Annotated in this window: 25 protein-coding genes and 1 pseudogene; 12 read left to right on the top strand and 14 right to left on the bottom strand. The window is 60.2% G+C overall.

The genetic code is table 11. The features are described 5' to 3' along the window. Positions 1 to 38 precede the first annotated feature (38 nt). From RGV59_RS11825 to RGV59_RS11790, 8 genes are all read right to left on the bottom strand, one after another. Positions 39 to 569: a phage tail protein gene (locus RGV59_RS11825; protein ID WP_057005812.1), complete on the bottom strand. Its 531-nt coding sequence runs from the start codon at positions 567 to 569 to the stop codon at positions 39 to 41. Continuing rightward, positions 566 to 1,204, bottom strand: a complete 639-nt coding sequence (locus RGV59_RS11820; protein WP_104903830.1) for a phage tail protein I — start codon at positions 1,202 to 1,204, stop codon at positions 566 to 568. Before RGV59_RS11820 ends, RGV59_RS11825 begins: the two co-directional genes overlap by 4 nt. After that, positions 1,201 to 2,196, bottom strand: coding sequence for a baseplate J/gp47 family protein (locus tag RGV59_RS11815; protein ID WP_046384532.1), 996 nt, complete (start codon positions 2,194 to 2,196; stop codon positions 1,201 to 1,203). The genes RGV59_RS11820 and RGV59_RS11815 overlap by 4 nt, the downstream gene beginning before the upstream one ends. After that, positions 2,193 to 2,525: a phage baseplate protein gene (locus tag RGV59_RS11810; protein ID WP_017844644.1), complete on the bottom strand. Its 333-nt coding sequence runs from the start codon at positions 2,523 to 2,525 to the stop codon at positions 2,193 to 2,195. Before RGV59_RS11810 ends, RGV59_RS11815 begins: the two co-directional genes overlap by 4 nt. Before the next feature lie 9 nt (positions 2,526 to 2,534). Next, a complete protein-coding gene (locus RGV59_RS11805) occupies positions 2,535 to 3,146 on the bottom strand; it encodes a phage baseplate assembly protein V (RefSeq protein WP_102617348.1) in 612 nt (203 codons plus the stop codon). Positions 3,147 to 3,149: 3 nt separating this feature from the next. After that, positions 3,150 to 3,665, bottom strand: a complete 516-nt coding sequence (locus tag RGV59_RS11800; protein ID WP_102617347.1) for a hypothetical protein — start codon at positions 3,663 to 3,665, stop codon at positions 3,150 to 3,152. Positions 3,666 to 3,685: 20 nt separating this feature from the next. Beyond that, a complete protein-coding gene (locus tag RGV59_RS11795; RefSeq protein ID WP_017844641.1) occupies positions 3,686 to 4,030 on the bottom strand; it encodes a phage holin family protein in 345 nt (114 codons plus the stop codon). Between the two features lie 709 nt (positions 4,031 to 4,739). Then, entirely contained in the window at positions 4,740 to 5,474 is a 735-nt protein-coding gene (locus tag RGV59_RS11790) for a LexA family transcriptional regulator (protein WP_026139757.1), read from the bottom strand. Between the two features lie 197 nt (positions 5,475 to 5,671). On the opposite strand from RGV59_RS11790, the gene mutS reads away from it, so the two are divergent. Beyond that, a complete protein-coding gene (gene mutS / locus RGV59_RS11785) occupies positions 5,672 to 8,263 on the top strand; it encodes a DNA mismatch repair protein MutS (protein WP_026139756.1) in 2,592 nt (863 codons plus the stop codon). A gap of 142 nt (positions 8,264 to 8,405) precedes the next feature. Next, entirely contained in the window at positions 8,406 to 8,729 is a 324-nt protein-coding gene (gene fdxA / locus RGV59_RS11780; protein ID WP_003222178.1) for a ferredoxin FdxA, read from the top strand. Between the two features lie 498 nt (positions 8,730 to 9,227). Here fdxA and apbC read toward each other — a convergent pair whose 3' ends face one another. Further along, on the bottom strand, positions 9,228 to 10,322 hold the full coding sequence (apbC, locus tag RGV59_RS11775; protein WP_046384535.1) for an iron-sulfur cluster carrier protein ApbC: 1,095 nt from the start codon (positions 10,320 to 10,322) through the stop codon (positions 9,228 to 9,230). Between the two features lie 171 nt (positions 10,323 to 10,493). Between apbC and metG the strand changes: the two genes are divergently transcribed. The 8 genes and pseudogenes from metG (at position 10,494) to RGV59_RS11735 (ending at position 17,145) form a co-directional block, all read left to right on the top strand. Further along, on the top strand, positions 10,494 to 12,545 hold the full coding sequence (gene metG, locus RGV59_RS11770) for a methionine--tRNA ligase (RefSeq protein WP_017844635.1): 2,052 nt from the start codon (positions 10,494 to 10,496) through the stop codon (positions 12,543 to 12,545). A 103-nt stretch (positions 12,546 to 12,648) separates the two neighbouring features. After that, positions 12,649 to 13,221: an Rnf-Nqr domain containing protein gene (locus tag RGV59_RS11765; RefSeq protein ID WP_126586117.1), complete on the top strand. Its 573-nt coding sequence runs from the start codon at positions 12,649 to 12,651 to the stop codon at positions 13,219 to 13,221. A 17-nt stretch (positions 13,222 to 13,238) separates the two neighbouring features. Next, a pseudogene (gene rsxB / locus RGV59_RS31695) lies at positions 13,239 to 13,610 on the top strand (electron transport complex subunit RsxB); the annotation flags it as partial. A 556-nt stretch (positions 13,611 to 14,166) separates the two neighbouring features. After that, on the top strand, positions 14,167 to 15,126 hold the full coding sequence (locus RGV59_RS11755) for an RnfABCDGE type electron transport complex subunit D (protein ID WP_126586121.1): 960 nt from the start codon (positions 14,167 to 14,169) through the stop codon (positions 15,124 to 15,126). Beyond that, on the top strand, positions 15,123 to 15,707 hold the full coding sequence (locus RGV59_RS11750) for an RnfABCDGE type electron transport complex subunit G (RefSeq protein ID WP_126586123.1): 585 nt from the start codon (positions 15,123 to 15,125) through the stop codon (positions 15,705 to 15,707). Before RGV59_RS11755 ends, RGV59_RS11750 begins: the two co-directional genes overlap by 4 nt. Continuing rightward, a complete protein-coding gene (locus tag RGV59_RS11745) occupies positions 15,700 to 16,194 on the top strand; it encodes an Rnf-Nqr domain containing protein (RefSeq protein ID WP_017844630.1) in 495 nt (164 codons plus the stop codon). The genes RGV59_RS11750 and RGV59_RS11745 overlap by 8 nt, the downstream gene beginning before the upstream one ends. A gap of 25 nt (positions 16,195 to 16,219) precedes the next feature. Beyond that, positions 16,220 to 16,858 carry an endonuclease III gene (gene nth / locus RGV59_RS11740; protein ID WP_017844629.1) on the top strand — a complete coding sequence of 213 codons (639 nt, stop codon included), beginning with the start codon at positions 16,220 to 16,222 and terminating at the stop codon, positions 16,856 to 16,858. 107 nt (positions 16,859 to 16,965) lie between these two features. Further along, a complete protein-coding gene (locus tag RGV59_RS11735) occupies positions 16,966 to 17,145 on the top strand; it encodes a PA3496 family putative envelope integrity protein (RefSeq protein WP_017844628.1) in 180 nt (59 codons plus the stop codon). An 87-nt stretch (positions 17,146 to 17,232) separates the two neighbouring features. Here RGV59_RS11735 and RGV59_RS11730 read toward each other — a convergent pair whose 3' ends face one another. From RGV59_RS11730 to RGV59_RS11720, 3 genes are all read right to left on the bottom strand, one after another. Continuing rightward, complete coding sequence (locus RGV59_RS11730) at positions 17,233 to 17,865, bottom strand: response regulator transcription factor (RefSeq protein WP_017844627.1); 633 nt, start codon at positions 17,863 to 17,865, stop codon at positions 17,233 to 17,235. Between the two features lie 613 nt (positions 17,866 to 18,478). Then, complete coding sequence (locus RGV59_RS11725; RefSeq protein WP_017844626.1) at positions 18,479 to 19,696, bottom strand: argininosuccinate synthase; 1,218 nt, start codon at positions 19,694 to 19,696, stop codon at positions 18,479 to 18,481. A 129-nt stretch (positions 19,697 to 19,825) separates the two neighbouring features. After that, positions 19,826 to 20,734, bottom strand: a complete 909-nt coding sequence (locus RGV59_RS11720) for a flagellar protein MotY (RefSeq protein WP_017844625.1) — start codon at positions 20,732 to 20,734, stop codon at positions 19,826 to 19,828. A 156-nt stretch (positions 20,735 to 20,890) separates the two neighbouring features. Between RGV59_RS11720 and pyrC the strand changes: the two genes are divergently transcribed. Both pyrC and rnt read left to right on the top strand, forming a co-directional pair. Then, positions 20,891 to 21,937 carry a dihydroorotase gene (gene pyrC, locus RGV59_RS11715; protein WP_017844624.1) on the top strand — a complete coding sequence of 349 codons (1,047 nt, stop codon included), beginning with the start codon at positions 20,891 to 20,893 and terminating at the stop codon, positions 21,935 to 21,937. Then, positions 21,934 to 22,605, top strand: coding sequence for a ribonuclease T (rnt, locus tag RGV59_RS11710; RefSeq protein ID WP_017844623.1), 672 nt, complete (start codon positions 21,934 to 21,936; stop codon positions 22,603 to 22,605). The genes pyrC and rnt overlap by 4 nt, the downstream gene beginning before the upstream one ends. Before the next feature lie 279 nt (positions 22,606 to 22,884). Here rnt and RGV59_RS11705 read toward each other — a convergent pair whose 3' ends face one another. After that, a complete protein-coding gene (locus RGV59_RS11705) occupies positions 22,885 to 23,910 on the bottom strand; it encodes an IS110 family transposase (RefSeq protein ID WP_102618991.1) in 1,026 nt (341 codons plus the stop codon). A gap of 116 nt (positions 23,911 to 24,026) precedes the next feature. Continuing rightward, positions 24,027 to 24,629 carry a peroxiredoxin gene (locus tag RGV59_RS11700; protein WP_017844622.1) on the bottom strand — a complete coding sequence of 201 codons (603 nt, stop codon included), beginning with the start codon at positions 24,627 to 24,629 and terminating at the stop codon, positions 24,027 to 24,029. Positions 24,630 to 24,700: the final 71 nt, after the last annotated feature.

Below are 24,700 nucleotides of genomic sequence, written 5' to 3'. Positions count from 1 at the left end.
TCACTGAGTGTCGTTTTTGCTCAACTCACCCACTGCCACTATTTCCCCTCCAGTTTGACAAGTCGAAAGAGAAGCCCCGTATACCGAGCCATATTGTCAACACTAGCAGTTGCGAGTTGGGCTATCTCCTCGGTTAACAACACATTGAAATTTTCCACACCAACAACTACCGTCACGCTCTCCGCCGGCAACGGCGAAACATCCAACGTAAACTTCTGCAGCACCCGAGCCGCCGCCGCTTTATACGTCAGCAACTTCCCAGCGACGGAATACACCGCCAACAACGTCCCACTGGCGAGGTAAAAACCGAACTCACCAATCTCATACTCGCCATCGCCATCGAACAGCGCGGCCATCCTGAGTTGGCGCTCGCCCAAGTCCTCGTAATCCACAATCGCCACCCGCTGGCGCTCGTCACGCAAGGCCACTTCCGTGCCGTCTGGGTTGTAGCGGCCGGTGCCGGCGCCGATGTGGGTGATTTCGCCTTTCAAGCCCTGGTTCTTTGCCTGCAGCACTTCATCCAAACCCTTGGAGGTGAAGCGCACCAGGCGCGTAATGTCATCTGTCATGGCTGCGCCCTGAGGTCGTAGTCGTTAATGGTGTAGTGCCGGGCAACGCCAGCACTGTTAAGTCGAGCGCCCAAGGCAAGTTCGGGTAACGCGCCTTGCAGGCTTAACTCGCTGTCGTTAAACGGGGCGTGGACAATCGCGGTCAGGCCAAGGCGTGCTTGTGTCTGGTGAACCACGGTAATCGTCGCCTGGTCGCGCTCGCTCTTCGCGGCGTCGATACGGCGGATCAATCGGTTATGGTCACCGCTGGACCAACTGCGCCCGATGATCGCCTGCACATCGAAGGTGTAAGGCAAGCCCTGCGGCCGCTGTTGATACCAGGCGCTGATGTTGGGGCTGAAACCCAGCGACTCCACCGCATAACTCAAAGCCTTGGGCGTGCCGGCCTGGCGCTGGATCTGCCAGGACAAGCCCACGGTGAGGCGCTTTTCCGTTTCGCTGGCATCCGCGTCCCATTCGCTGACGCCTCGGTCGGCGGCCAGGTAAGGAAGGAATTCGGAGGGTGTTTGCAGCGGGTTCATCAAGGCCGGAAACGGCGGCATGATCCGCTCGAGCAACCTGCCAAACCCCAGGTCCAACGCTTTTTCCAGCGGTGAGCTATTGGCGGGCAACAGACTCGGTTTGGGCTCACTCATAGCGTGCGTACCTCCACCTCGACACCCGTGCAATACGGCGCCTGGAACGCCGAGCAGACAATCGGTGCCAGCGGTTCGAGGATTTGCAGCTGCGCCGCTCCGGCACTGTGGATGGCGTAGTCGATCCAGCTCGGGTCGACGCGCCCTTCCAGGCGGTGACAGGATTCGGCGTAGGTTTGCAGCAAGCGTTGCGCCGCCACTTGGGTCAGGCCCGAGTCCGGGCCGGCGTTGATCTTGGCCACCACGCGAATCTTGTAGCGTTGGATCTGCGCACTTTGGACAGTGACGAGATCAGTTTCCGGCCGCACATCGGGGCGTGCGAAATGTCTGCGCACGCCGTCAAGCAAATCGGCGGAAGCGCTTCCATCGCCGTCCCTGGAGAGCACCGTCACCATCACCTCACCGGGGGCGGTGCGTCGGCCGCTGCCATCCTTGACCTGAGCTGCGTAGCCATCCGGGTCGAAGGTATAGGTGACCGTGACCACACCCGGTGTCGCGCTTTCTACGTTAACCGCAGGTCGTTCGCCGAGGGTGAACACCTCGCGGCGATACTGCATGCGAGAACCCGCCGCCGGCGCGTGGGGCGCCAAGTAATAGCGCAAGCGTGCGTCGTCGTCGCTTTCCAATGTCGGCGGCACCGGCGGGAAGGCCGCCGGGTCGCCGGGGTCCAGCACCTGGCGCTCCAGGCCCATATCGGCCAGGCGTGCGTCGAGGTTACTGCCGGTGGCCCACCACGCCAGCATCTGCTTGATGCGTGCGTTGTACTGGCGTTCGTGGGTTTGCAGACGCACGCAAAACGCTTCCAGGGCCAGACTCAGCAGTTCGCTTTCGTTATCGAGGCTGACCTTGAGTTTGGCGGCACTTTGTGGCGCGCGGGCGGCGACGTAGTCGATGACGAACGCCTTGAATTGCGCCAGCAACGGCTCGAACGCGTCGACGGCAATGATAGCCGGCTCCGCCAGTTGGTTCTGGCCAGGGATCAGCATGCTCATGTCATAACCTCGAAGGATTGTTGGCGGTTTTTCCACGTGCCGGCAAACCGCAGCAACAGACCGGCGCCCTGGCGACTGGCGACGATGACCTGGGGTTGAAAGTCGGCGATGCCGTTCTCGACGTTGTAGAACGCTTTGGCGGCGTGGCTTTGGGCGAGGATCAAGAGGTCGTCGCCGAGGTTCTGCCCGAGCAGTTGGGGGATCAGCGAGCCGTACAACGGGCGCTTCTGGCGAGTGCCCACGGGGGTGGTCAGCGCTCGGGTGGCACGCTGTACGAATTGCAGCCAGTCATCGACCGCTGCCCCGGTATTCCTATCGATTCCGATCATGGCAAATCCTTATGCGGTGCTGATCACGCGGCCTTGGTGATCCACCAGCGGGCCGCTCAAATGCACGCCGCCGGCATCCAGCAGCACACCGACGGCGCCGAGTTGCAAGGTGATGTGCTTGGCGCTCATCTGCAGCGTGGCAGCGCCGACCTTCGCCTCGACCTGTTCGCGGGAACCGCTGAACACGGTGGGCCCGTTGGTCCAGTTGAATGTGTGGCTGGCGTCGTCATAGTCACTTTGCGTCCCGTCCTGGTGGCGGCGCCGGGTCAACGATGCAACGCTGGAGACCGGCGGAAACAGGCTACTGTTGAGGCCGAAAAGCGCTACCGACTGCGCAGCGCCTTCCCCACCGCCATAGTTGAGCAACAAACATTGCTCGCCCACTGACGGGATGCGCGTTTCGGTCTGCGCCCCCGCGCTGGGGTTGAAAAAACCAATCGCCGGGGTAAGCAAATCGCCGTGGCTGACGATGCAGGTATTGCTGGCGGCGTCGACCTGCTGGCATATGCCGATCCGACAAAAGCTTTCAGCGCGTCGGTACAGGTCTTCGAGCTGGGCCTCCATTTCCGCCAGGCGCTCGACGATCGGTCCCAGTTGCATGCGTAACAAAGCATCGAACATGGACTACTCCTGCAAAGGTCGGTATTGGTCAGGATCGTCGATATTCGAGACTTCCCACCTGCAGGCAAACAGCGGTTTTCCGGTGGGATCTTCGAGTATCGGCGGGCCGAGGTAGATGTTTTGGGTGAAGGACACTGTCCAACTGTCGTAGTCGGTTTCGGCACTGCCCTGTAGGCTCGGCGCCGCGACGATGGCGCTTGGCAGGTCACACTGGTCCGACGGCAGGCCCCAGCGATTATCGAGGGCCAAATCCATCAATTGACTGGCCAGGTCGCAGGCGTCGTAAGGCGCCGAACCACTGACAACCCTGGCCATGAGTGACACCGACAGTGCATGGGCCTTACGTCCTTCAAGGGATCGAACGCCGGGGCCGTTGCGTTCCACGGTAATCAGCACGCCGGTTTTATCCCCGGTGCCCTGGAAGTCCTGGTGGTTGCCCACACGCAATTGTGGGAAGGCGCCCTTGAGCGCTTCGCCAATTGCGATGGGCAGTTGGGAAGGTTTTTCAATAGATGTCATCAGTCGCGTCCTTGCAGCGGTTACTGCTGATCCGGGCGGGAGGGCGGGGCCTCGTCGACGCCAATGCGCTTGGCCGCCCAACGTTCATAAAGGCCAATGGCGACGTCTGCACCGGCCATGGCTGTCAGGCAGCCGAGGGCGCCGGCGGTCCAGATCGACATGCCGGCGGCGTACAACAGCATCAACGCCGAGACCCCGCAGACCATGCACGCCCCAGACCGCAGTGCCAGGCGCCGGATCAGCGACCAACCACGGGCGCCCTCCTTGTCGGCGCGCCACATTTCGCCAGAAACTCCGCCGATCAGCGCCAGTACGATCACCAGCCAGATAGGCATTTCCGCTAACGCTTGCTGCTCGTTTGTCATGTCACGCCTCCTGGCTGAGCAATGCCGGCAAAATGCCGGCGTTTGGGTAAATCCATTTATAGGTAGGCATTCCAAAAAGCCCGGTTGCCCGGGCTTTTCAGTAATGCGGTCCTGTGCCCAGCCTCACCCATACGATCCTCTTGTGAGGAGTGGCTGTTGTTGAGCGGCAACGCCGCATGGCGACAAAAGACGCCTTCAAAAGGATCAGTATGGGTGAGGCTGGGTACTCGATCTTTCGGCGCTACTGGCGCGGTACGGATCTTTCCTCAATGTTTTTCCGACCACGATCCCTGTCTGCCGGATAACTGCTTCTGGTGCTTTACGCTGCACACCCGGGTCAGTTGCCAACCCTCTGAACCGTCAAGGCCGGTTCATCGCTGCCTGTTCTTGTAAAACGGTGAAACTAAAGAGCGTCGGCATCCTTGCCGGTGTTACCTGGCATCCCTGCCATCGCTTCGATGGCGTCCGTGCCGATGTTGCGTGCCTTCCTTGTCGTTCCTGGCAGCATCCTTGCCGCCTCCACCGAGCCTTGTTGGCCGGCTTGAGACAAAGAATATGCATGTATGCATATACAGTCAATGCACAAATGCATTTATTTTTCCAAACAAATGCACTGATGCATTGGAAGCCTTGCTGGCAAAGGGTTTGATGCCTTTCTACAGACGAAAAAAAGCCCGCTCATTGGCGGGCTTCGTCTTACGCAAAAAGGTTAACGGGCGTACATGCCCCACCAGAAGACATGACCGAGGATGCTGATCTGTTCATCCTGGATGTCCTGGAAGCTGTAGTCTTCGTCCGGGTGCTCATCGCGGTTGAAACTGCGCAGGCGAATCCCGGAAGGCAGGCGATAGAGCTGTTTGACCCGCAACTGACCATTGTGATTGATGGCGTACAAGTCACCATCGACGATGTCGCCAATCGCACTCTTGCCCGCATTCACCCCCACCGTCGCGCCATCACGCAGCACCGGTAACATGCTGTTGCCGCGCACCGTCACACACTTGGCCTGGTCGAACTGCACACCGTTATGCCGCAGGCTGCGCTTGCCGAACCGCAGGCTGGCCTTCTCGCTTTCCTCGATGACGAATCTTCCTGATCCAGCAGCCAATTCAACCTCACGCAGAAAGGGGATCGACACCTCGTCGTCATTCACGGGGGTGTCGTCATCCCACAGGCTTATGTCCTTGAGTTCCGAATGCATCGGGTCGCGCCCTTCATCCCGAGAAACGCCCACCGCCGCGCGCCCGCGCAGTTGGTCGGTGCTGACGCGGAAGTACTCGGCAATGCGCGAAATGTGCTTGTCCGAGGGGTCAACGATCTTGCCGCTGAGTATCCGGGACAGCGTGGATTGAGGCACGCCGGTACGCCGGTGAAGCTCCGTGGGGGAGATCCGGTCGCGGTCCAGCAGTTCTCTTAAGACGATAGAAACGTTGCGTTTTTGCATAAAGCGGATAGTGACGACAGATTTGAAGCTTGGCAAATGCTAATTTGCATTGACCATGCATTTTTTATGCACTTACCGTGTCTTTTGAGCAGGCCTGCGAAGGGTCGACCTCGCGTGTTAACCTTGCCGCCATCGCAAAATCAGCCGGGCCAAGTGCCCCCTTTGCCACTCTTTTTAACGAATTCGCTAATTATCTGATGAGTAAAACCACTTCCGATCTGTCCTCCCACACCCCAATGATGCAGCAGTACTGGCGCCTGAAAAACCAGCACCCTGATCAGTTGATGTTCTATCGCATGGGCGATTTCTACGAGATCTTCTACGAAGACGCGAAGAAAGCCGCCAAGTTGCTGGACATCACCCTGACCGCCCGTGGGCAGTCGGCGGGGCAGTCGATTCCGATGTGTGGGATTCCTTACCATTCGTTGGAAGGCTACCTCGTCAAGCTGGTGAAGCTGGGCGAGTCGGTGGTGATCTGCGAGCAGATCGGCGACCCGGCCACCAGCAAAGGGCCGGTTGAGCGTCAGGTGGTGCGTATTATTACGCCGGGGACGGTGAGTGATGAGGCGCTGCTCGATGAGCGTCGCGATAACCTGATCGCTGCGGTGCTCGGCGACGAGCGCTTGTTCGGCCTGGCGGTGCTGGATATCACCAGCGGCAACTTCAGCGTGATGGAGACCAAAGGCTGGGAGAACCTGCTGGCGGAGCTGGAGCGTATCAATCCGGTGGAGCTGATGATCCCGGATGATTGGCCAAAGGACCTGCCGGCGGAACGTCGTCGTGGGACCAAGCGTCGCGCGCCGTGGGATTTCGAGCGTGATTCGGCGCTGAAAAGTCTGTGCCAGCAGTTCGCCGTGCAGGATCTCAAGGGCTTCGGCTGCGAAACCCTGACCCTGGCCATCGGCGCCGCCGGTTGCCTGCTCAGCTACGCCAAGGAAACCCAGCGCACCGCCCTGCCGCACTTGCGCAGCCTGCGCCATGAGCGCCTGGACGATACCGTGGTGCTCGACGGCGCCAGCCGTCGCAACCTGGAGCTGGACACCAACCTGGCGGGCGGGCGCGACAACACGCTGCAATCGGTGGTCGACCGTTGCCAGACCGCCATGGGCAGCCGCTTGCTGACGCGCTGGCTGAACCGTCCGCTGCGCGACCTGACGGTGCTGCAAGCGCGGCAGACGTCGATTACCTGCCTGCTCGACGGCTATCGCTTCGAAAAGCTGCAGCCGCAGTTGAAAGAAATCGGCGATATCGAGCGCATCCTCGCGCGGATCGGCCTGCGCAACGCACGCCCGCGCGACCTGGCGCGCCTGCGCGATGCCCTCGGCGCCCTGCCGCAGTTGCAAGCGGCGATGACCGAACTGGACACGCCGCACCTGCAACAGCTGGCCGTCACCACCGGCACCTACCCGGACCTCGCGGCCCTGCTGGAAAAAGCCATTATCGACAACCCGCCGGCAATCATCCGTGACGGCGGCGTGCTCAAGACCGGTTACGACAGCGAACTGGATGAACTGCAGTCCCTGAGCGAAAACGCCGGGCAGTTCCTGATCGACCTGGAAGCCCGCGAAAAAGCCCGCACCGGCCTGGCCAACCTGAAGGTCGGCTACAACCGTGTGCATGGCTACTTCATCGAGTTGCCGAGCAAGCAGGCCGAGCAGGCGCCCATCGACTATCAACGTCGTCAAACCCTTAAAGGTGCCGAACGCTTCATCACCCCCGAGCTGAAAGCGTTCGAAGATAAAGCGCTGTCGGCCAAGAGCCGTGCCTTGGCGCGGGAAAAGATGCTGTATGAAGCACTGCTCGAAGACTTGATCAGCCGCCTCGCGCCACTGCAAGACACCGCCGCCGCCCTGGCCGAGCTGGATGTGCTGAGCAACCTGGCCGAGCGTGCGCTGAACCTTGACTTGAACTGCCCGCGGTTTGTCAGCGAACCCTGCATGCGTATCGTGCAGGGGCGCCACCCGGTGGTGGAGCAGGTATTGACCACGCCGTTTGTCGCTAACGATCTGTCGCTGGATGACGAAACCCGCATGCTGGTGATCACCGGTCCGAATATGGGCGGTAAATCCACCTACATGCGCCAGACCGCATTGATCGTGTTGCTCGCGCATATCGGCAGCTTTGTGCCAGCGGCCAGTTGCGAGCTGTCCCTGGTGGACCGCATCTTCACGCGGATCGGTTCCAGCGATGACCTCGCCGGCGGCCGCTCGACCTTTATGGTGGAGATGAGCGAAACCGCGAACATCCTGCACAACGCCACCGAGCGCAGCCTGGTGCTGATGGACGAAGTCGGTCGCGGCACCAGCACGTTCGACGGCCTGTCCCTGGCCTGGGCGGCGGCCGAGCGCCTGGCGCACCTGCGCGCCTATACGCTGTTCGCCACCCACTACTTCGAACTGACCGTGCTGCCGGAAAGCGAGCCGCTGGTGGCCAACGTGCATCTCAATGCCACCGAGCACAACGAACGTATCGTGTTCCTGCACCATGTGCTGCCAGGGCCGGCCAGCCAGAGTTACGGCCTGGCCGTGGCGCAGTTGGCCGGTGTGCCGAACGACGTGATCACCCGCGCCCGCGAGCACCTCAGCCGCCTGGAAGCCACCGCCCTGCCCCACGACACCGTGGTCGCCAGCCCGAAGAAGAGCAACAGCAAATCCAACGCGCCACACCAGAGCGATATGTTCGCCAGCCTGCCCCATCCGGTGCTGGATGAATTGGCAAAACTTGACCTGGACGACTTGACACCGCGAAAAGCGCTGGAAATGCTCTATACACTGAAGACACAGATCTAACGCAGACGCTTGCAAGCTGATATTATCTCGCGCGGTTTGGGATGCTGCGGGCTTTTAGCCTGGCTCGCAGATTATCGCTCTCAAACCTCGCGGGCCCCACCATAAGGGGTTTCGCTGCCGCCGCCTGAGGAGAAAATTAGAAATGACCTTCGTCGTCACCGACAACTGCATCAAGTGCAAATACACCGACTGCGTAGAAGTCTGTCCGGTGGACTGCTTCTACGAAGGCCCGAATTTCCTGGTGATCCACCCGGATGAGTGCATTGACTGCGCCCTGTGTGAACCTGAATGCCCGGCCGTCGCTATTTTCTCCGAGGACGAGGTCCCGGAAGATATGCAGGAATTTATCCAGTTGAACGTCGAACTGGCGGAAATCTGGCCGAACATCACGGAGAAGAAAGAGTCGCTGCCGGATGCGGAAGAGTGGGATGGCGTAAAAGGCAAGATCAAGGATCTCGAGCGCTGACAGCGCCGCAGCCCAACAAAAAAGGCCCCTTGCGGGCCTTTTTTGCGTTCAGGGGCAGGCATTTCACTTTTCTGCAGGCGAAAAAAGGGGCGGTATGACCCGCCCACATTTTTTCCCTAGTCCCTGTATTCCTTTTTCATCATCCTGATGAATCGCATCCTGCGACGTTCCTTCAAACCATCGTTCCTTGATGGCTGTGTCAATCCGTGGACACAGGACTGATAGTAACCAGTTCCCAGGGAAGTACAACGCAACCTAACCCGTCGCCTGCCGAGCTTTCGCTCTCGCGAGCCAATAAATAATTGTTATATTTCAATTAATTAGAAATATGACCAGACAATTTGAGACGTCCGGAAGCGCAAAAAAAACCAAACACTTACGCGAGAGTAAGCAAATGCTTACACGAGCAACTGCGTAAGAGCCTGGCAAGCGATACCTGGCCGTTCGGCGGACAAGAAAAAGCCCCGACAATAGCGGGGCTTGTTTCCTGCGAATGACTCAGTCGTCGCTGACTGTAATCGTCGGCATGGCCGGTGAAGCCGCTTCTTGCAGGACAATCCGCGCGCCCACGTGACGCGCCAGTTCCTGATAAACCATGGCGATCTGGCCATCAGGCTCGGCCGCCACTGTCGGTTTGCCACCATCGGCCTGTTCGCGAATCACCATCGCCAGCGGCAGCGAGGCCAGCAGTTCGACGCCGTACTGGGTCGCCAACTTCTCGCCGCCCCCCTCACCGAACAGGTGCTCGGCATGGCCACAGTTGGAGCAGATGTGAACCGCCATGTTTTCCACGACGCCCAGCACCGGGATGTTGACCTTGCGGAACATTTCCACGCCTTTCTTCGCGTCCAGCAACGCCAGGTCCTGCGGCGTGGTCACGATCACCGCACCGGCCACCGGGACTTTTTGCGCCAGGGTCAGCTGGATGTCGCCGGTGCCTGGCGGCATGTCGATCACCAGGTAGTCCAAATCGCCCCAGGCGGTCTGGGTCACCAGTTGCAGCAAGGCGCCGGAAACCATCGGCCCGCGCCACACCATCGGCGTGTTGTCGTCGGTCAGGAACGCCATGGACATCACTTCCACACCCAGCGACTCGATGGGCACGAACCACTTCTGGTCCTTGATTTTCGGGCGGGTGCCCTCGGCAATGCCGAACATCACGCCCTGGCTCGGGCCGTAGATATCCGCGTCGAGAATCCCCACGCGGGCGCCTTCGCGCGCCAGCGCCAGCGCCAGGTTGGCCGCCGTGGTGGATTTACCCACGCCGCCCTTGCCGGAGGCCACGGCCACCACATTCTTCACATTGGCCAGGCCGGGGATCTGCGCCTGGGCCTTGTGCGGCGCGATCACGCACTGAATGTCGACCTTGGCGGAACGCACGCCGTCGAGGCCTTCGATGGCCATTTGCAGCATCTGCGCCCAGCCGCTCTTGAACAGACCGGCGGCATAGCCCAGCTCCATCCGGACCGACACCTGGTCGCCCTGGATCTCGATGGCGCGGACACAACCGGCACTGACCGGATCCTGGTTCAAATAGGGGTCGGTGTACTGGCGAAGAACGGCTTCCACCGCTGCGCGATTAACGGCGCTCATGGGCTACTCCCGAAAAAGACTGACTGAAACAGGCGGCTATCCTAACCGTTCCAGCGGCTTAACGGCATGCTTTCGCAGGTTGGGAAGATGCTGAAACAGCGCCACGGGGTGAAATATATTTGCCGGCGCTTTATAGTGGCCGACCTCCGTTTCATCGAGTAGCCGAGCCCCATGTCCGAGCCACGCAAGATCCTCGTCACCAGCGCCCTGCCCTATGCCAATGGTTCAATCCATCTTGGCCATATGCTTGAGTACATCCAGACCGACATGTGGGTGCGCTTCCAGAAGCATCGCGGCAATCAATGCATCTATGTCTGCGCGGACGACGCCCACGGTTCGGCCATCATGTTGCGCGCCGAAAAGGAAGGCATCACCCCGGAACAACTGATCGCCAATGTGCAGGCTGAACACAGCGCCGACTTTGCCGAGTTCCTGGTCGACTTCGACAACTTCCATTCGACCCACGCCGACGAAAACCGCGAGCTGTCGAGCCAGATCTACCTGCGGTTGAAGGACGCCGGGCACATTGCCACGCGCTCGATCACGCAGTATTTCGACCCGGAAAAGAAAATGTTCCTGGCCGACCGCTTCATCAAGGGCACCTGCCCGAAATGCGGCACCGAGGACCAGTACGGCGACAACTGCGAAAAATGCGGTGCCACCTACGCCCCCACAGACCTGAAGAACCCCAAGTCAGCGATCTCCGGCGCCACCCCGGTGCTCAAGGATTCCCAGCACTTCTTCTTCAAGCTCCCGGATTTCCAGCAGATGCTGCAAACCTGGACGCGCAGCGGCACCCTGCAGGACGCCGTCGCCAACAAGATCGCCGAATGGCTGGATGCCGGGCTGCAACAGTGGGACATTTCCCGCGATGCGCCGTACTTCGGCTTTGAGATCCCGGGCGAGCCGGGCAAGTATTTCTACGTGTGGCTGGACGCCCCGATCGGCTACATGGCCAGCTTCAAGAACCTGTGCAAGCGCACGCCGGAGCTGGACTTCGATGCGTTCTGGGGCAAGGACTCCACCGCCGAGCTGTACCATTTCATCGGCAAGGACATCGTCAACTTCCACGCCCTGTTCTGGCCGGCGATGCTCGAAGGTGCGGGCTACCGCAAGCCGACCGGCATCAACGTACACGGCTACCTGACCGTCAACGGCCAGAAGATGTCCAAGTCCCGTGGCACCTTTATCAAGGCGCGCACCTACCTGGATCACCTGTCGCCGGAATACCTGCGCTACTACTATGCGTCCAAGCTGGGCCGTGGCGTCGACGATCTTGACCTGAACCTGGAAGACTTCGTACAGAAGGTCAACTCGGACCTCGTCGGCAAAGTCGTCAACATCGCCAGCCGTTGCGCCGGTTTCATCCACAAGGGCAACGCCGGTGTGCTGGTGGCCGAGAATGCCGCGCCGGAACTGACCGACGCGTTCCTGGCCGCCGCGCCAAGCATCGCCGATGCCTATGAAGCCCGCGACTTTGCCCGCGCCATGCGCGAAATCATGGGCCTGGCCGACCGCGCCAACGCGTGGATCGCCGACAAGGCACCGTGGTCGCTGAACAAGCAGGAAGGCAAGCAGGCGGAAGTCCAGGCCATCTGCGCCACCGGCGTCAACCTGTTCCGCCAGTTGGTCATCTTCCTCAAGCCGGTGCTGCCGTTGCTGGCCGCGGATGCCGAGGCGTTCCTCAACGTCGCGCCGCTGACCTGGAACGACCACGCCAGCTTGCTCAGCAACCATCAATTGAACGAGTTCAAACCATTGATGACCCGTATCGACCCGGTAAAAGTCCAGGCCATGAGCGACGCGTCGAAAGAAGACCTGGTCGCCAGCCCGACCGACACCGGCGAATCGAACCCGGCCGGCAACGGTGAACTGGTCAAGGACCCGCTGTCCCCGGAGATCGAGTTCGACGCCTTTGCCGCCGTTGACCTGCGGGTTGCGCTGATTCTCAAGGCCGAAGCCGTGGAAGGTGCCGACAAGCTGCTGCGCCTGACCCTCGATATCGGCGACGAGCAACGCAACGTGTTCTCCGGGATCAAGAGCGCTTATCCGGACCCGTCCAAGCTCAATGGTCGCCTGACCATGATGATCGCCAACCTCAAGCCGCGGAAAATGAAGTTCGGTATTTCCGAAGGCATGGTGATGGCGGCCGGCCCCGGCGGCGAAGAAATCTACCTGCTGAGCCCTGACAGCGGCGCCAAGCCGGGTCAACGCATCAAGTAAGCCCTGCAAAACAGCCCTGTCGTCGCGGCGACAGGGCTTTTCAGCTAGTACCCCCTTCTCGCTTGCCGGATAATCAGGCCCTGTTCGCTTAACCGGCATGCCCATGACCGATATGCTCCTCACCCTTGTCAGCGCCGCCCTGATCAACAACCTCGTGTTGCAGATGCCGTTGGCCGTCGACCCGATATTGGCCGCGCATTCACGCTCGCGGGTGCATGCATTGGGGATTGCCACCACCGTGTTGATGGCAGTGAGCGGCGTGCTCGCCTATTTGCTGGATCACTACGCGCTGCAACCGTTGGGGTTGACTGCCCTGCGACTGTGGGTGTTTTTACCGCTGACCGCGCTGCTGATCCGCCCCGTGCTCGGCGCGCTCATGCGCCTGCGCCCTACGCTGCCGACGGAAGGGTTATGGCCGCTGCTGCTGGGCAACGCCGGGGTACTGGGCGTGGTGTTGCTGGGCATTGAAGACGATGAGGGGCTGGCGCACATGGCGGCACTGAGCGTGGGCGCTGGGCTCGGCTTCTGGCTGGTGCTGAGCCTGTTCAGCGACTTGCGCCAGCGCATCGCCGACAACGACATCCCGCTGCCCTTCCGTGGCCTGCCGGTCGAACTGATCAGCGCCGGGCTGATGGCGGTGGCTTTTCTGGGTTTCAACGCAATGATCAAAGCATGAGCCTGATTCAACGTATCGACGCGCTGCTCCCGCAAACCCAATGCGGCAAGTGCGGGCACCCGGGCTGCAAGCCCTACGCCGAAGGGATCGCTCAAGGCGAAGCCATCAATAAATGCCCGCCCGGCGGGCAGGAAACGATCGGCGCGCTCGCGCAGTTGCTGAACGTGCCGGTACTGGCACTGGACACCAGCCGCGGCGAAGCGCCACCACAGATTGCCTACATCCGTGAGGCCGAATGCATCGGCTGTACCAAATGTATCCAGGCCTGCCCGGTGGATGCGATTGTCGGCGCGGCCAAATGGATGCACACCGTGATCATCGACGAATGCACCGGTTGCGACCTATGCGTCGCGCCCTGCCCGGTCGATTGCATCGAGATGCGCCCGCTAGTGGCGGTACTGCCGATTGTCGGCGGCCTGGCGACCAACGACCGCGAGCGCCGCGCGCGCGGCTTGAAGCGAGACCGCGCACGGCGACGCTTTGAGCAACGCAACGCGCGCCTGCAACGGGAAGAAGAACACAAGCAGGCCGAACGCCTGGCCCGCGCCAAGCGGGCCGCGCCGTTGGCCGCCGTGCCGATCGATGCGGCGCAGGCAGCCCAGGACGCCGCGATCAAGAAAGCCAAGATCAACGTGGCGATGAGCCGTGCACAGTTGCATAAATCCTTGAAGGCATTCGGGCATCCGCCCACCTTTGAACAGCAGTCGCAACTGATCGTGCTGCAACAACAGTTCGAAGCCGCGGAGCAGGCATTGGCCGCTCTGGAGGTGAACCCCGCGCCTGCAACGCCGGCCCCCGCCAACACCGCCGATCTCAAGCGCGCCAAAATCCAACTGGCAATGCGGCGCGCCGAATTGAAGAAAGCCCAGGATCGGAACGCCGACCCACAGCAACTGGCCGAGGCACACGCCAATCTCGACGCAGCACAGCGCCAGGTGGATGCCCATGGCCACGCTTGAGCCTCAACAGGCCCTGCAACGGGTGTTGCTGGCGACACTGCCGGGTGGGCTGGCGATGTTCTGGCTGTTCGGTTGGGGCGTGTTGATCAATCTGTTGCTGGCGACGGGCTGCGCACTGCTGGTCGATGCGGGCGTGCAACGCCTGCGGGGGCCGCGTGGCGGCGATCTGAGCAGCCTGGTCAGCGCGACCCTGCTCGCCCTGGCACTGCCGCCCTATTGCCCCTGGTGGCTGTGCGTGGCGGCCGTGGCCAGTGGGCTGCTGCTGGGCAAGCACCTGTACGGCGGCCAGCGCAACCCCTTCAACCCGGCGATGGTCGGGTATGCGTCGATGCTGGTGGCCTTTCCGCAACTCATGACGCACTGGCCGACCACCCACGGCATGGACCTGCTGGCCGGCGCACAACAGGTATTCGGCCTGCACCGCGACGCGCCCGATGCCTGGGCCCAGGCCACGGCACTGGACGCCCTGCGACTGAACAAAAGCCTGACCATTGATGAACTGTTCGCGCGCAACCCGGCATTCGGGCATGTCGGCGGCAAGGGCAGCGAGTGGGTGAACCTGGCGTTTCTGGCCGGCGGGCTGTGGTTGTTGCGCCAGCGGGTATTCAGTTGGCACGCGCCCTTGGGCATGTTGGGTAGCCTGTTTGTGATCAGCCTGCTGTGCTGGAATGGCTCGGGCTCCGACTCCCACGGCTCGCCGCTGTTTCATCTGCTGACGGGCGCCACGCTTCTCGGCGCATTTTTTATCGTCACCGAGCCGGTCTCCGGCCCAAAAAGCCCCAGGGCCCGGCTGCTGTTCGGGGTGGGCGTGGGCCTGCTGACGTATCTGATTCGCACGTGGGGCGGTTACCCGGACGGTGTAGCCTTTGCGGTGCTGCTGATGAACCTGGCCGTGCCGGCGCTGGAACGCCTGGTGGCCGCGAAACAGCCGGCGGTCAGCCTATGAAGTCGCGCAGAGGCGTACTGCTGGCGTTGCTGATCGCTATCGGCGGCGGCACGCTGATCCTGACCCTTCAGCACCTGACCGCCGATCACGCCGCGCGCCAGGCCCTGGCCCTGCAGCGCCAGGCGTTGCTCGACCTGCTACCCGCCGACCGTTATGACAATCAGCCGCTGGAGCAACCGCTGCCGATCGCTGCACAGCCGCTGGAGGAGAGCCAACTGCTGGGTGGCTATCGGGTCAGCCTGTCGGGCCAACCCAGCGCGGTGCTGCTGCGGTTGAGCACCAGCGGCTATGCCGGCCCGATCGAACTGCTGATCGCCATTGACCGCGACGGCAAGCTGCTGGGCATCAAGACCCTGGCGCAATCGGAAACCCCAAGCCTGGGCGGGCTTATCAGCCAGCCCGGCAACCCTTGGCTGGCTTCATTCAAGGGGCGTTCGCGCACGGACATGCAAGACTCGACCGTCGATCAAATAGCCGGTGCCACCCTCACCTCTCGAGCGGTGATCAGCGCCACCCATGACGCTTTGCGCTATTTCGACGAGCACCGCTCATCCCTGCTGGAGCCCGACGCCCATGACTAGAGCCGTTGGCCTGGCCAATGCAGCGCTGCTGGCACCGTTGCTCGGGGTGACTGACACCCTGCCCAAAGCCCTGAGTTTCCTGGCGTTGTCGGCGCTGACCGTGACGCTCTACGGCCTGGTCATGCGCGCGGTGCGCTCGCGCCTGAGCGCGTCCCTGCGGCTGGGTGCCAGCTTGATGGTCGCCGCGACACTGGTCAGTTGTGTGCAGCTACTGTTGCAGGCATTTGCGCTGCCGCTGTATCAGCAGTTGGGCATCTACCTCGCGCTGATCAGCGTGCAATGCGTTGTCCTGGAACACCATGGTTTCTTTGAGGCGGGCCAGCGCAAGGCGCAGCTACGGTTGGTCGGCCTGTTCGCCGCGCTCATGCTCGTCATGGGGTTGTTACGCGCCAGTGCCGCCACCACATTGATGCCGGCCGGGTTTATCCTGCTCGGGTTATTGCTCGCTGGGTTGCAAGCCTGGGCCCATTTTTCACAATCACGCTGACCGCCAGCAAGGAATCGCCTGCCCCATGAACGCCGCAAAACGCCTGGAAATTTTCCGCAGGCTCCACGAAGACAATCCGGAACCCAAAACCGAACTGGCCTACTCCACGCCGTTTGAGTTGCTGATTGCGGTGATTCTCTCGGCCCAATCCACAGACGTCGGCGTTAACAAGGCCACGGCCAAACTGTATCCCGTGGCGAACACGCCGGCAGCGATCCATGCCTTGGGCGTGGAAGGTTTGTCCGAATACATCAAGACCATCGGCTTGTACAACAGCAAGGCGAAAAATGTCATCGAGACCTGCCGCCTGCTGCTGGAGCGGCATGGCGGTGAAGTGCCGCAAACCCGCGAAGCGCTGGAGGCTTTGCCAGGCGTGGGCCGCAAAACGGCAAACGTTGTGCTCAATACGGCGTTCCGGCAACTGACCATGGCCGTGGACACCCACATTTTCCGGGTGAGCAACCGCACCGGCATTGCCCGCGGCAAGAATGTGGTGGAAGTGGAAAAACAACTGATGAAGTTTGTCCCCAAGCCGTATCTGCTCGATTCGCACCACTGGCTGATCCTTCACGGGCGCTACGTTTGCCAGGCCCGCAAGCCGCGCTGCGGCAGCTGTCGCATCGAAGACCTGTGCGAATACAAGGACAAGACGTCGGACGATTGAGGGATCAGAGGTTTTTTCGATCTATCGATTGAAAAAATCTTTTTTACCCGCTCATGGAATATCGTTATAAGGAGCGCCAACGGCAGTCTTAGCCCGGAGTTAACGTTATGAGCACTGGCAAAGAACAACTGGAAGTGGACGATGACCTTGTCGAGTCGGATGACGATGGGCAGGAAGCACCTGTAGAGGTGGCCAAGACCAATCTAAGCAAACGCCGCACCATCGACAACCTTCTGGAAGAGCGACGCTTGCAAAAACAGCTGGCCGATTACGATTTCGACCTCTGATCAGCCGAGAACGGCCGGAAGCCTCCCTCACGGAGGCTTTTTTCTGCCGATTCACCTGGCTATCCAGCCATGGGGTGGCGCCCTCCTCTAGACCAGGCCATTGCGTTGAGCCAACTCGATCAGATCGACCAGTGAGCGGGCATTGAGCTTGAGCAGCAAGCGTGTCTTATAGGTGCTGACGGTTTTGTTGCTGAGGAACATGCCGTCAGCGATCTCCTTGTTGGTTTTGCCGCGCGCCAGTTGCTGCAACACCATCATCTCGCGTCCCGAAAGGCGCTCGACCATGTCGGCCTCGCTGGCATTGCCCATGGTGGAACGCACCGAATTCAGCGCCTGGTTGGGAAAGTAGCTGTAGCCGGACAGCACCGCCTTGATGGCACTCAGCAATTCCGTCAGGTCCTGCTGCTTGCACACGTACCCGGCCGCCCCCGCCTGCATGCAGCGCATGGAGAAATGACCCGGCGCCTGGGAAGTCAGGACCAGCACCTTGAACGGTGTGGCCTGTTTGGTGGACGACAGCCGGCAGATAACTTCCAGGCCATCGAGTTTGGGAATTCCAATATCCAGTATGACAATGTCCGGCATATGTTCCCGTGCAAGTTGCAACGCATCGACACCGTTATCGGTCTCGGCAACGACCTCATAACCATGACGCTCCATTAGCATGCGCACAGCAAGACGAATGACGGGATGATCATCCACGATCAGCACTTTATTCATGAGAAAGTCCAATTTCGCTGTTCGAATTATTCAGAGCAAGCACAATAGCCTAGTCGTTTCCTAGTTGGCATAGCGTTCCACCCCAAGCAACAGCAAGCAGAGACCCAACCCACAACGAGATAGGAATTAACCTACAAAAAAACACCAACTCAGATGTTTCGAGTTTTATGGAGCCTTTCAGACCTTTCCGGGCTCGCACATATTTTGAGAGAAATATCCGGTGAATAGGGGGGCAACCGTAAACGCAGCGCACACCCGTTTCAGGAAATGCCCCTTGCATGTCGCGACCGCATGGGCCGACAGGTAAAAAAAGCCTGATGATTTCAGTTCCATTCAACATATTTATTTACACCATAAATTTCCTACAGAACTTTCCGCGACTTACATCTACGCCGCACTTTTGTGAGTGAATTTTCTGTAAGACATAGTTCCTACTCAGGTGTAAATAATTCATTCCTCGGCGGGCCAGGCATCAAACTTTCTGAAACGACGAACCTCGATAGACTTTAAACAAACCTAAACAACTTTAAACATCAGGATCGCCGCGCCTTTTTTACAGGCAAAAAAAAATGGCCCCTGAACAAGGGGCCACTTTTCATTTCGACGGGAACACTCAGAACAACTTGCGACCCTTGTTGGCCGCAATACGCATGCGCAGTGCATTCAACTTGATGAAGCCTGCTGCGTCCGCCTGGTTGTAGGCGCCGCCATCTTCTTCGAAGGTGGCGATGTTGGCGTCGAACAGCGACTCATCGGACTTGCGACCGGTGACGATCACGTTGCCCTTGTACAGCTTCAGGCGCACAACGCCGTTCACGTGAGCCTGGGAAGCGTCGATCATCTGTTGCAGCATCAGACGCTCAGGGCTCCACCAGTAGCCGGTGTAGATCAGGCTGGCGTACTTGGGCATCAACTCGTCTTTGAGGTGAGCCACTTCGCGGTCCAGGGTGATCGACTCGATCGCGCGGTGGGCGCGCAGCATGATGGTGCCGCCTGGGGTTTCGTAGCAGCCACGGGACTTCATGCCCACGTAACGGTTCTCGACGATGTCGAGACGGCCGATACCGTGTTCGCCGCCGATACGGTTCAGGGTCGCCAGTACGGTGGCCGGGGTCATCTCGACGCCGTCCAGCGCGACGATGTCGCCGTTGCGGTAGGTCAGTTCCAGGTACTGCGGCTTGTCAGGAGCGTTCTCCGGGGAGACGGTCCAACGCCACATGTCTTCTTCGTGCTCGGTCCAGGTGTCTTCCAGCACGCCGCCTTCATAGGAGATGTGCAGCAGGTTGGCGTCCATTGAGTACGGGGACTTCTTCTTGCCGTGACGCTCGATCGGGATGCCATGCTTTTCAGCGTAATCCATCAGCTTTTCACGGGACAGCAAGTCCCATTCACGCCAAGGGGCAATCACTTTCACGCCCGGCTTGAGGGCATAGGCGCCCAGTTCGAAACGCACCTGGTCGTTGCCTTTGCCGGTGGCGCCATGGGAAATGGCGTCAGCGCCGGTTTCGTTGGCGATTTCGATCAGGCGCTTGGCGATCAGCGGACGTGCGATGGAGGTACCCAGCAGGTACTCGCCTTCGTAGACGGTGTTGGCGCGAAACATCGGGAAAACGAAATCGCGGACGAACTCTTCGCGCAGGTCGTCAATGTAGATCTCTTTGACGCCCATGGCTTGCGCCTTGGCGCGTGCAGGTTCGACCTCTTCGCCCTGACCCAGGTCAGCGGTGAAGGTCACCACTTCACAGTTATAAGTATCCTGCAGCCACTTGAGGATCACCGAAGTGTCCAGGCCGCCGGAATACGCGAGAACGACCTTGTTTACGTCGGCCATGCCATCACTCCACGGGGTTTTACGGAAAGGCAACGATTCTACCGATCAAAACCGCGAAATTACAGGGGCGCGACAGCAAATGAAGATAAAGCGACAGATTATGTCGAGCGGGCGACCAATGGTCGCACCTTATGACGTAGCGGCGGGGTTGCTCGGGCCCTTGGCTTGCGCCGCCGGTTTCTCGGGGGCGGCCACGCGTTCGAGCTGGATATTGACGCGCCGATTGCGCGCGCGGTTGGCGGCGTTGGTATTGGGCGCCAAGGGGTAGCTTTCGCCGTGGAAACGCATGGTGATCTGCGATTCCGGCACGCCGTTGGCCTTGAAGTAATCCATCACCGCCAATGCGCGACGGCGCGAGACATCGCGATTGGTCAGGCGATTGCCGCTGTTGTCGGAGTGACCGTTCAATTCGATATGGTTGACCGTCGGATCGGCCTTCATGAATTCGACGATCACCGCCAGCTTGCGCTTGGCCGCTGCGTCCAGCTCGATACCGCCACCGGGGAAGCCGACTTCGGTCTGCTTGACCTGATCGTAATTCATCGGCAGCAGCTTGGCGGTACACAGTTGATAGTCGTTGTAGGCTTTGTTGAATTTCACCGGCAACAGACGAATTTCCGAATAGCCGCCTTCACGCCCGTAATGCCGCACGGTCGGGCTGCGCCCCTCGAGCAGGCCATTGAACAGGCGCCCGGCCTGGGCCTGGGAACTGTTGAACAAGACCTCGCCACTGCCGGCACGCACGGCGCCGAGGTTGATATCGCCACGGCCCGGTTGCCATGGCGCAGCCGCCGCCAGCAGGGTCGCCGATCCTGCGCCGAGCAAGCCGTTAAAGGCTTTCAGACGGAATGTCGCCTGCTCGCCGGCCCGGCGCACGAACTCACCCGAGCCGAAATCGGTGATCGGCTGGGTCAAGCGGCACTCGAATTTGTCGCCCTCCACCTTCCACTCAATATTCTCCAGACGTGTCTGGAACGTGAGGGCCATCGCAGGCAGGCTGGCGAACACACTGAGCAGGGCTAGATAATGCTGGCGCACGGGAGGCTCCACTGGTTTCTACAACACTTCAAAGCGTCATACATCGTTAAGGCATACCAAAGGCTATCGGATGCATCCTGCAAAACTTGATAGCGAGTGCCTGCAAGAGTCTTTTCCGGTAGCATTCCCACCAGATTGACCCGCCTGGAATCCCCAATGTCCGACCGCCTGACCCTGCTGCGTCCCGACGACTGGCATATTCATCTTCGCGATGGTGCTGCGTTGCCCCACACCGTGGCCGATGTTGCGCGCACGTTTGGCCGCGCCATCATCATGCCTAACCTGGTACCTCCGGTGCGTAATGCCGCGCAGGCCGACGCCTATCGCCAGCGCATCCTCGCTGTACGGCCGGCCGGCAGCCGCTTCGAACCGCTGATGGTGCTCTACCTGACCGACCGCACCCAGCCCGACGAAATCCGCGAGGCCAAGGCCAGCGGTTTCGTACACGCCGCCAAGCTGTATCCGGCGGGCGCGACCACCAACTCCGACTCCGGCGTGACCAGCATCGACAAGATCCTGCCGGCGATCGAAGCGATGGCCGAAGTCGGCATGCCGCTGTTGATCCACGGTGAAGTCACCCGCGGCGATGTCGACGTGTTCGATCGCGAGAAGATCTTCATCGACGAGCATATGCGCCGGGTGGTCGAGCTGTTTCCGACCCTCAAGGTGGTGTTCGAACACATCACCACGGCCGATGCGGTGCAGTTCGTCACCGAGGCCTCGGCCAACGTTGGCGCGACCATCACCGCCCATCACCTGCTCTACAACCGCAACCACATGCTGGTGGGCGGGATTCGGCCGCACTTCTATTGCCTGCCGATTCTCAAGCGCAACACCCATCAGGTGGCCCTGCTGGACGCTGCGACCAGCGGCAACCCGAAGTTCTTCCTCGGCACCGACTCGGCGCCCCACGCCCAGCATGCCAAGGAAGCGGCCTGCGGTTGTGCCGGTTGCTACACCGCCTATGCGGCGATCGAGCTGTACGCCGAAGCGTTCGACCAACGCAACGCCCTGGACAAACTCGAAGGCTTCGCCAGCCTCAACGGCCCGCGTTTCTACGGGCTGCCGGCGAATACCGACCGCATCACCCTGGTCCGTGAAGACTGGACTGCCCCCGTCAGCCTGCCGTTTGGCGAGCTGACTGTTATCCCGCTGCGCGCCGGTGAAACACTGCGCTGGCGCCTGCTGGAGGAAAGCAAGTGAGTGAAGACCATTACGATGACGAACACGAGCACAGCGGTGGCGGTTCCCGTCACCCGATGGCCGAGCGGTTTCGCGGCTATCTGCCGGTCGTCATCGACGTAGAAACCGGTGGCTTCAACTGCGCCACCGACGCGCTGCTGGAAATCGCCGCGACCACCATCGGCATGGACGAACAGGGTTTTGTGTTCGCGGAACACACCCACTTCTTCCGCGTCGAGCCGTTCGAAGGCGCCAATATCGAAGCCGCGGCCCTGGAATTCACCGGGATCAAGCTCGATCACCCACTGCGCATGGCGGTGAGTGAAGAAGCTGCGCTGACCGATATCTTCCGTGGCGTGCGCAAGGCGTTGAAGGCCAATGGCTGCAAACGCGCGATCCTGGTGGGGCACAACAGCAGCTTCGACCTGGGCTTCCTGAATGCCGCCGTGGCGCGGCTGGACATGAAGCGCAACCCGTTCCACCCGTTCTCCAGCTTCGACACCGCTACGCTCGCCGGCCTGGCTTATGGCCAGACCGTATTGGCCAAAGCCTGCCAGGCCGCCGGTATCGACTTTGACGGTCGCGAAGCCCACTCGGCGCGCTATGACACCGAAAAGACCGCCGAGCTGTTCTGCGGCATCGTCAACCGTTGGAAACAGATGGGCGGCTGGGAAGACTTCAACGACTGAAGTGGAATCCCACACATAAAAATCTATGGTCACCCCCATTTTTGCAATACTGATTAACGGGTGGTGTGGTTGGCTTGCTTAAATCTATCCGGCGTCTGTTTGGGGCATGCCCCAGCGCCACGATGAGAGTCGCGCCTGACGATCCTTAAAAACCGGTCGGCTTCTGAAGCCGATTTTTATGTCAGGATCTTCGCCAGGCCGGTGTGCCGTTCACATCATCTGTTGTTCAGCTATCGCAAAACCTGAAGGGTGAATCGTGGTACTGCAACAACTGCAGGGTCAGGCGTTCAAAGCGTCTGGCCCTGCTTCATATTGCGTATGGCGAGCGGCTATCGCCCAAGCGATACGCGCCAGTTTGTTAGCCAGGGCACAGGCCACGACATTTGAATGTCGTCGACTGAGCAAGGTTTTAACCCAGTCAGCCAGAGCGCCTTTCTGGTGATCCAGCCTCTGCATATAGACCCTGGAACACTGCACCAACAGTTGTCGCAGATGCTTGTCACCCCGCTTGCTGATCCCCAGCAGATTGGCCTTGCCGCCCGTGCTGTACTGCCTGGGCACTAAGCCAACGGAGGCGGCAAAGTCGAGACCGCATCGGTACTGTTTACCATCGCCCATCTCCACAGCCAGCAGGCTGGCGGTGATCGGGCCGACACACGGCATGCTCAGCAAACGACTGCCCAGATCATCGTTGGCCAGTTGGCCCGCCAGTTCTTTATCCAGCGCTTTGATTTGCTCATCCAGATAGACGAAGTGATCGTGCAGGCGCTGCAATAAGACCGTCAGACGAACGGGTAAGTCGTGCTCGGCCACAACGCTCGCCAAACGCTTCATGATGGCCAATCCCTTGGGCAGGCTGATTCCAAACTCCAACAGAAAACCGTGCATCTGATTAGCCGTTTTGGTGCGGTCATGCACCAACGATTCGCGCATCCGATGCAGCACAGACAGGGTTTGCTGGGATTCGGTTTTAGGCGTAACGAAGCGCATGGATGGGCGGGAAGCGGCTTCACAGATCGCCTCAGCGTCGACGAAGTCATTTTTGTTGCCCTTGACGAAGGGCTTAACGAACTGCGGGGAAATCAGCTTGGCCGTGTGTCCCATCGCCATCAGTTGGCGAGCGACAAAATGCGACCCTGCACAGGCCTCCATCACCACGACACAGCTCGGCACATTGCCGAAAAACTGCATCATCTGCGCTCGTGAGCATTTTCTGCGAAACACCTCGCGGCCCGACTTATCCTGGCCGTGCAGGTGGAAAGTATGTTTGCCGAGATCGATACCGATCAGTGCTGACTCGCTCATGATGATGGCCTCCGAAAACAAAACACCCCGTGAAAGCGTAGCCCTCACAGGGTGTTGGGGGTGACCATCTCATTAACCGGCCTTCTCAGGCCGGTTTTTTTTACCGCAAACGTGGCTTACAGCTTGCCGGCGTTCTCGGTCAGGTAGGCTGCAACGCCTTCTGGCGAAGCGTTCATGCCTTTGTCGCCTTTTTTCCAGTTGGCAGGGCAGACTTCGCCGTGCTCTTCGTGGAATTGCAGCGCGTCGACCAGACGGATCAGCTCTTCCATGTTACGGCCCAGCGGCAGGTCGTTGATGATCTGCGAGCGCACAACGCCCTTGTCATCGATCAGGAACGCGCCACGGAACGCCACGCCGCCTTCGGACTCAACGTCGTAGGCCTTGGCGATGTCGTGCTTCATGTCGGCAGCCATGGTGTATTTGACTTTGCCGATGCCGCCATCGTTGATGGCAGTGTTGCGCCAGGCGTTGTGGGTGAAATGGGAGTCGATGGAAACCGCGACCACTTCAACGTTACGCGCCTTGAAATCGTCCATGCGGTGGTCCAGAGCGATCAGCTCCGAAGGGCAGACGAAAGTGAAGTCCAGCGGGTAGAAGAACACCAGGCCGTATTTGCCTTTGATGGCTTCAGACAGCTTGAAGCTGTCAACGATTTCGCCAGTGCCGAGAACGGCAGGTACGTCGAAATCCGGGGCTTGTTTGCCGACGAGTACGCTCATTGGATATCTCCTGATGCAGGGGTGACGATTGAAGTAAAAGGACCGGCCTTGAGTCTGCCGCGCATAAGCGA

This window comes from Pseudomonas sp. FG1 (assembly GCF_034313875.1).
GTDB classification, from domain to species: domain Bacteria; phylum Pseudomonadota; class Gammaproteobacteria; order Pseudomonadales; family Pseudomonadaceae; genus Aquipseudomonas; species Aquipseudomonas veronii.
Note: the sequence above shows the minus strand (reverse complement) of the source record. Positions and strands in the feature narration are given on the sequence as shown.

What these genes read in the sequence shown, in the direction of transcription:
- RGV59_RS11765 (WP_126586117.1), top strand. Translation starts at nt 12,649, where the DNA reads ATGACCGATATGCTCCTCACCCTTGTCAGCGCCGCCCTGATCAACAAC.
- nth (WP_017844629.1), top strand. Translation starts at nt 16,220, where the DNA reads ATGAACGCCGCAAAACGCCTGGAAATTTTCCGCAGGCTCCACGAAGAC.
- RGV59_RS11735 (WP_017844628.1), top strand. Translation starts at nt 16,966, where the DNA reads ATGAGCACTGGCAAAGAACAACTGGAAGTGGACGATGACCTTGTCGAG.
- fdxA (WP_003222178.1), top strand. Translation starts at nt 8,406, where the DNA reads ATGACCTTCGTCGTCACCGACAACTGCATCAAGTGCAAATACACCGAC.
- RGV59_RS11805 (WP_102617348.1), bottom strand. Translation starts at nt 3,146, where the DNA reads ATGTTCGATGCTTTGTTACGCATGCAACTGGGACCGATCGTCGAGCGC.
- apbC (WP_046384535.1), bottom strand. Translation starts at nt 10,322, where the DNA reads ATGAGCGCCGTTAATCGCGCAGCGGTGGAAGCCGTTCTTCGCCAGTAC.
- RGV59_RS11800 (WP_102617347.1), bottom strand. Translation starts at nt 3,665, where the DNA reads ATGACATCTATTGAAAAACCTTCCCAACTGCCCATCGCAATTGGCGAA.
- RGV59_RS11750 (WP_126586123.1), top strand. Translation starts at nt 15,123, where the DNA reads ATGAAGTCGCGCAGAGGCGTACTGCTGGCGTTGCTGATCGCTATCGGC.
- RGV59_RS11795 (WP_017844641.1), bottom strand. Translation starts at nt 4,030, where the DNA reads ATGACAAACGAGCAGCAAGCGTTAGCGGAAATGCCTATCTGGCTGGTG.
- RGV59_RS11790 (WP_026139757.1), bottom strand. Translation starts at nt 5,474, where the DNA reads ATGCAAAAACGCAACGTTTCTATCGTCTTAAGAGAACTGCTGGACCGC.
- RGV59_RS11705 (WP_102618991.1), bottom strand. Translation starts at nt 23,910, where the DNA reads ATGAGCGAGTCAGCACTGATCGGTATCGATCTCGGCAAACATACTTTC.
- RGV59_RS11745 (WP_017844630.1), top strand. Translation starts at nt 15,700, where the DNA reads ATGACTAGAGCCGTTGGCCTGGCCAATGCAGCGCTGCTGGCACCGTTG.
- RGV59_RS11815 (WP_046384532.1), bottom strand. Translation starts at nt 2,196, where the DNA reads ATGAGCATGCTGATCCCTGGCCAGAACCAACTGGCGGAGCCGGCTATC.
- mutS (WP_026139756.1), top strand. Translation starts at nt 5,672, where the DNA reads ATGAGTAAAACCACTTCCGATCTGTCCTCCCACACCCCAATGATGCAG.
- RGV59_RS11730 (WP_017844627.1), bottom strand. Translation starts at nt 17,865, where the DNA reads ATGAATAAAGTGCTGATCGTGGATGATCATCCCGTCATTCGTCTTGCT.
- RGV59_RS11725 (WP_017844626.1), bottom strand. Translation starts at nt 19,696, where the DNA reads ATGGCCGACGTAAACAAGGTCGTTCTCGCGTATTCCGGCGGCCTGGAC.
- RGV59_RS11820 (WP_104903830.1), bottom strand. Translation starts at nt 1,204, where the DNA reads ATGAGTGAGCCCAAACCGAGTCTGTTGCCCGCCAATAGCTCACCGCTG.
- RGV59_RS11755 (WP_126586121.1), top strand. Translation starts at nt 14,167, where the DNA reads ATGGCCACGCTTGAGCCTCAACAGGCCCTGCAACGGGTGTTGCTGGCG.
- pyrC (WP_017844624.1), top strand. Translation starts at nt 20,891, where the DNA reads ATGTCCGACCGCCTGACCCTGCTGCGTCCCGACGACTGGCATATTCAT.
- metG (WP_017844635.1), top strand. Translation starts at nt 10,494, where the DNA reads ATGTCCGAGCCACGCAAGATCCTCGTCACCAGCGCCCTGCCCTATGCC.
- RGV59_RS11700 (WP_017844622.1), bottom strand. Translation starts at nt 24,629, where the DNA reads ATGAGCGTACTCGTCGGCAAACAAGCCCCGGATTTCGACGTACCTGCC.
- RGV59_RS11810 (WP_017844644.1), bottom strand. Translation starts at nt 2,525, where the DNA reads ATGATCGGAATCGATAGGAATACCGGGGCAGCGGTCGATGACTGGCTG.
- RGV59_RS11825 (WP_057005812.1), bottom strand. Translation starts at nt 569, where the DNA reads ATGACAGATGACATTACGCGCCTGGTGCGCTTCACCTCCAAGGGTTTG.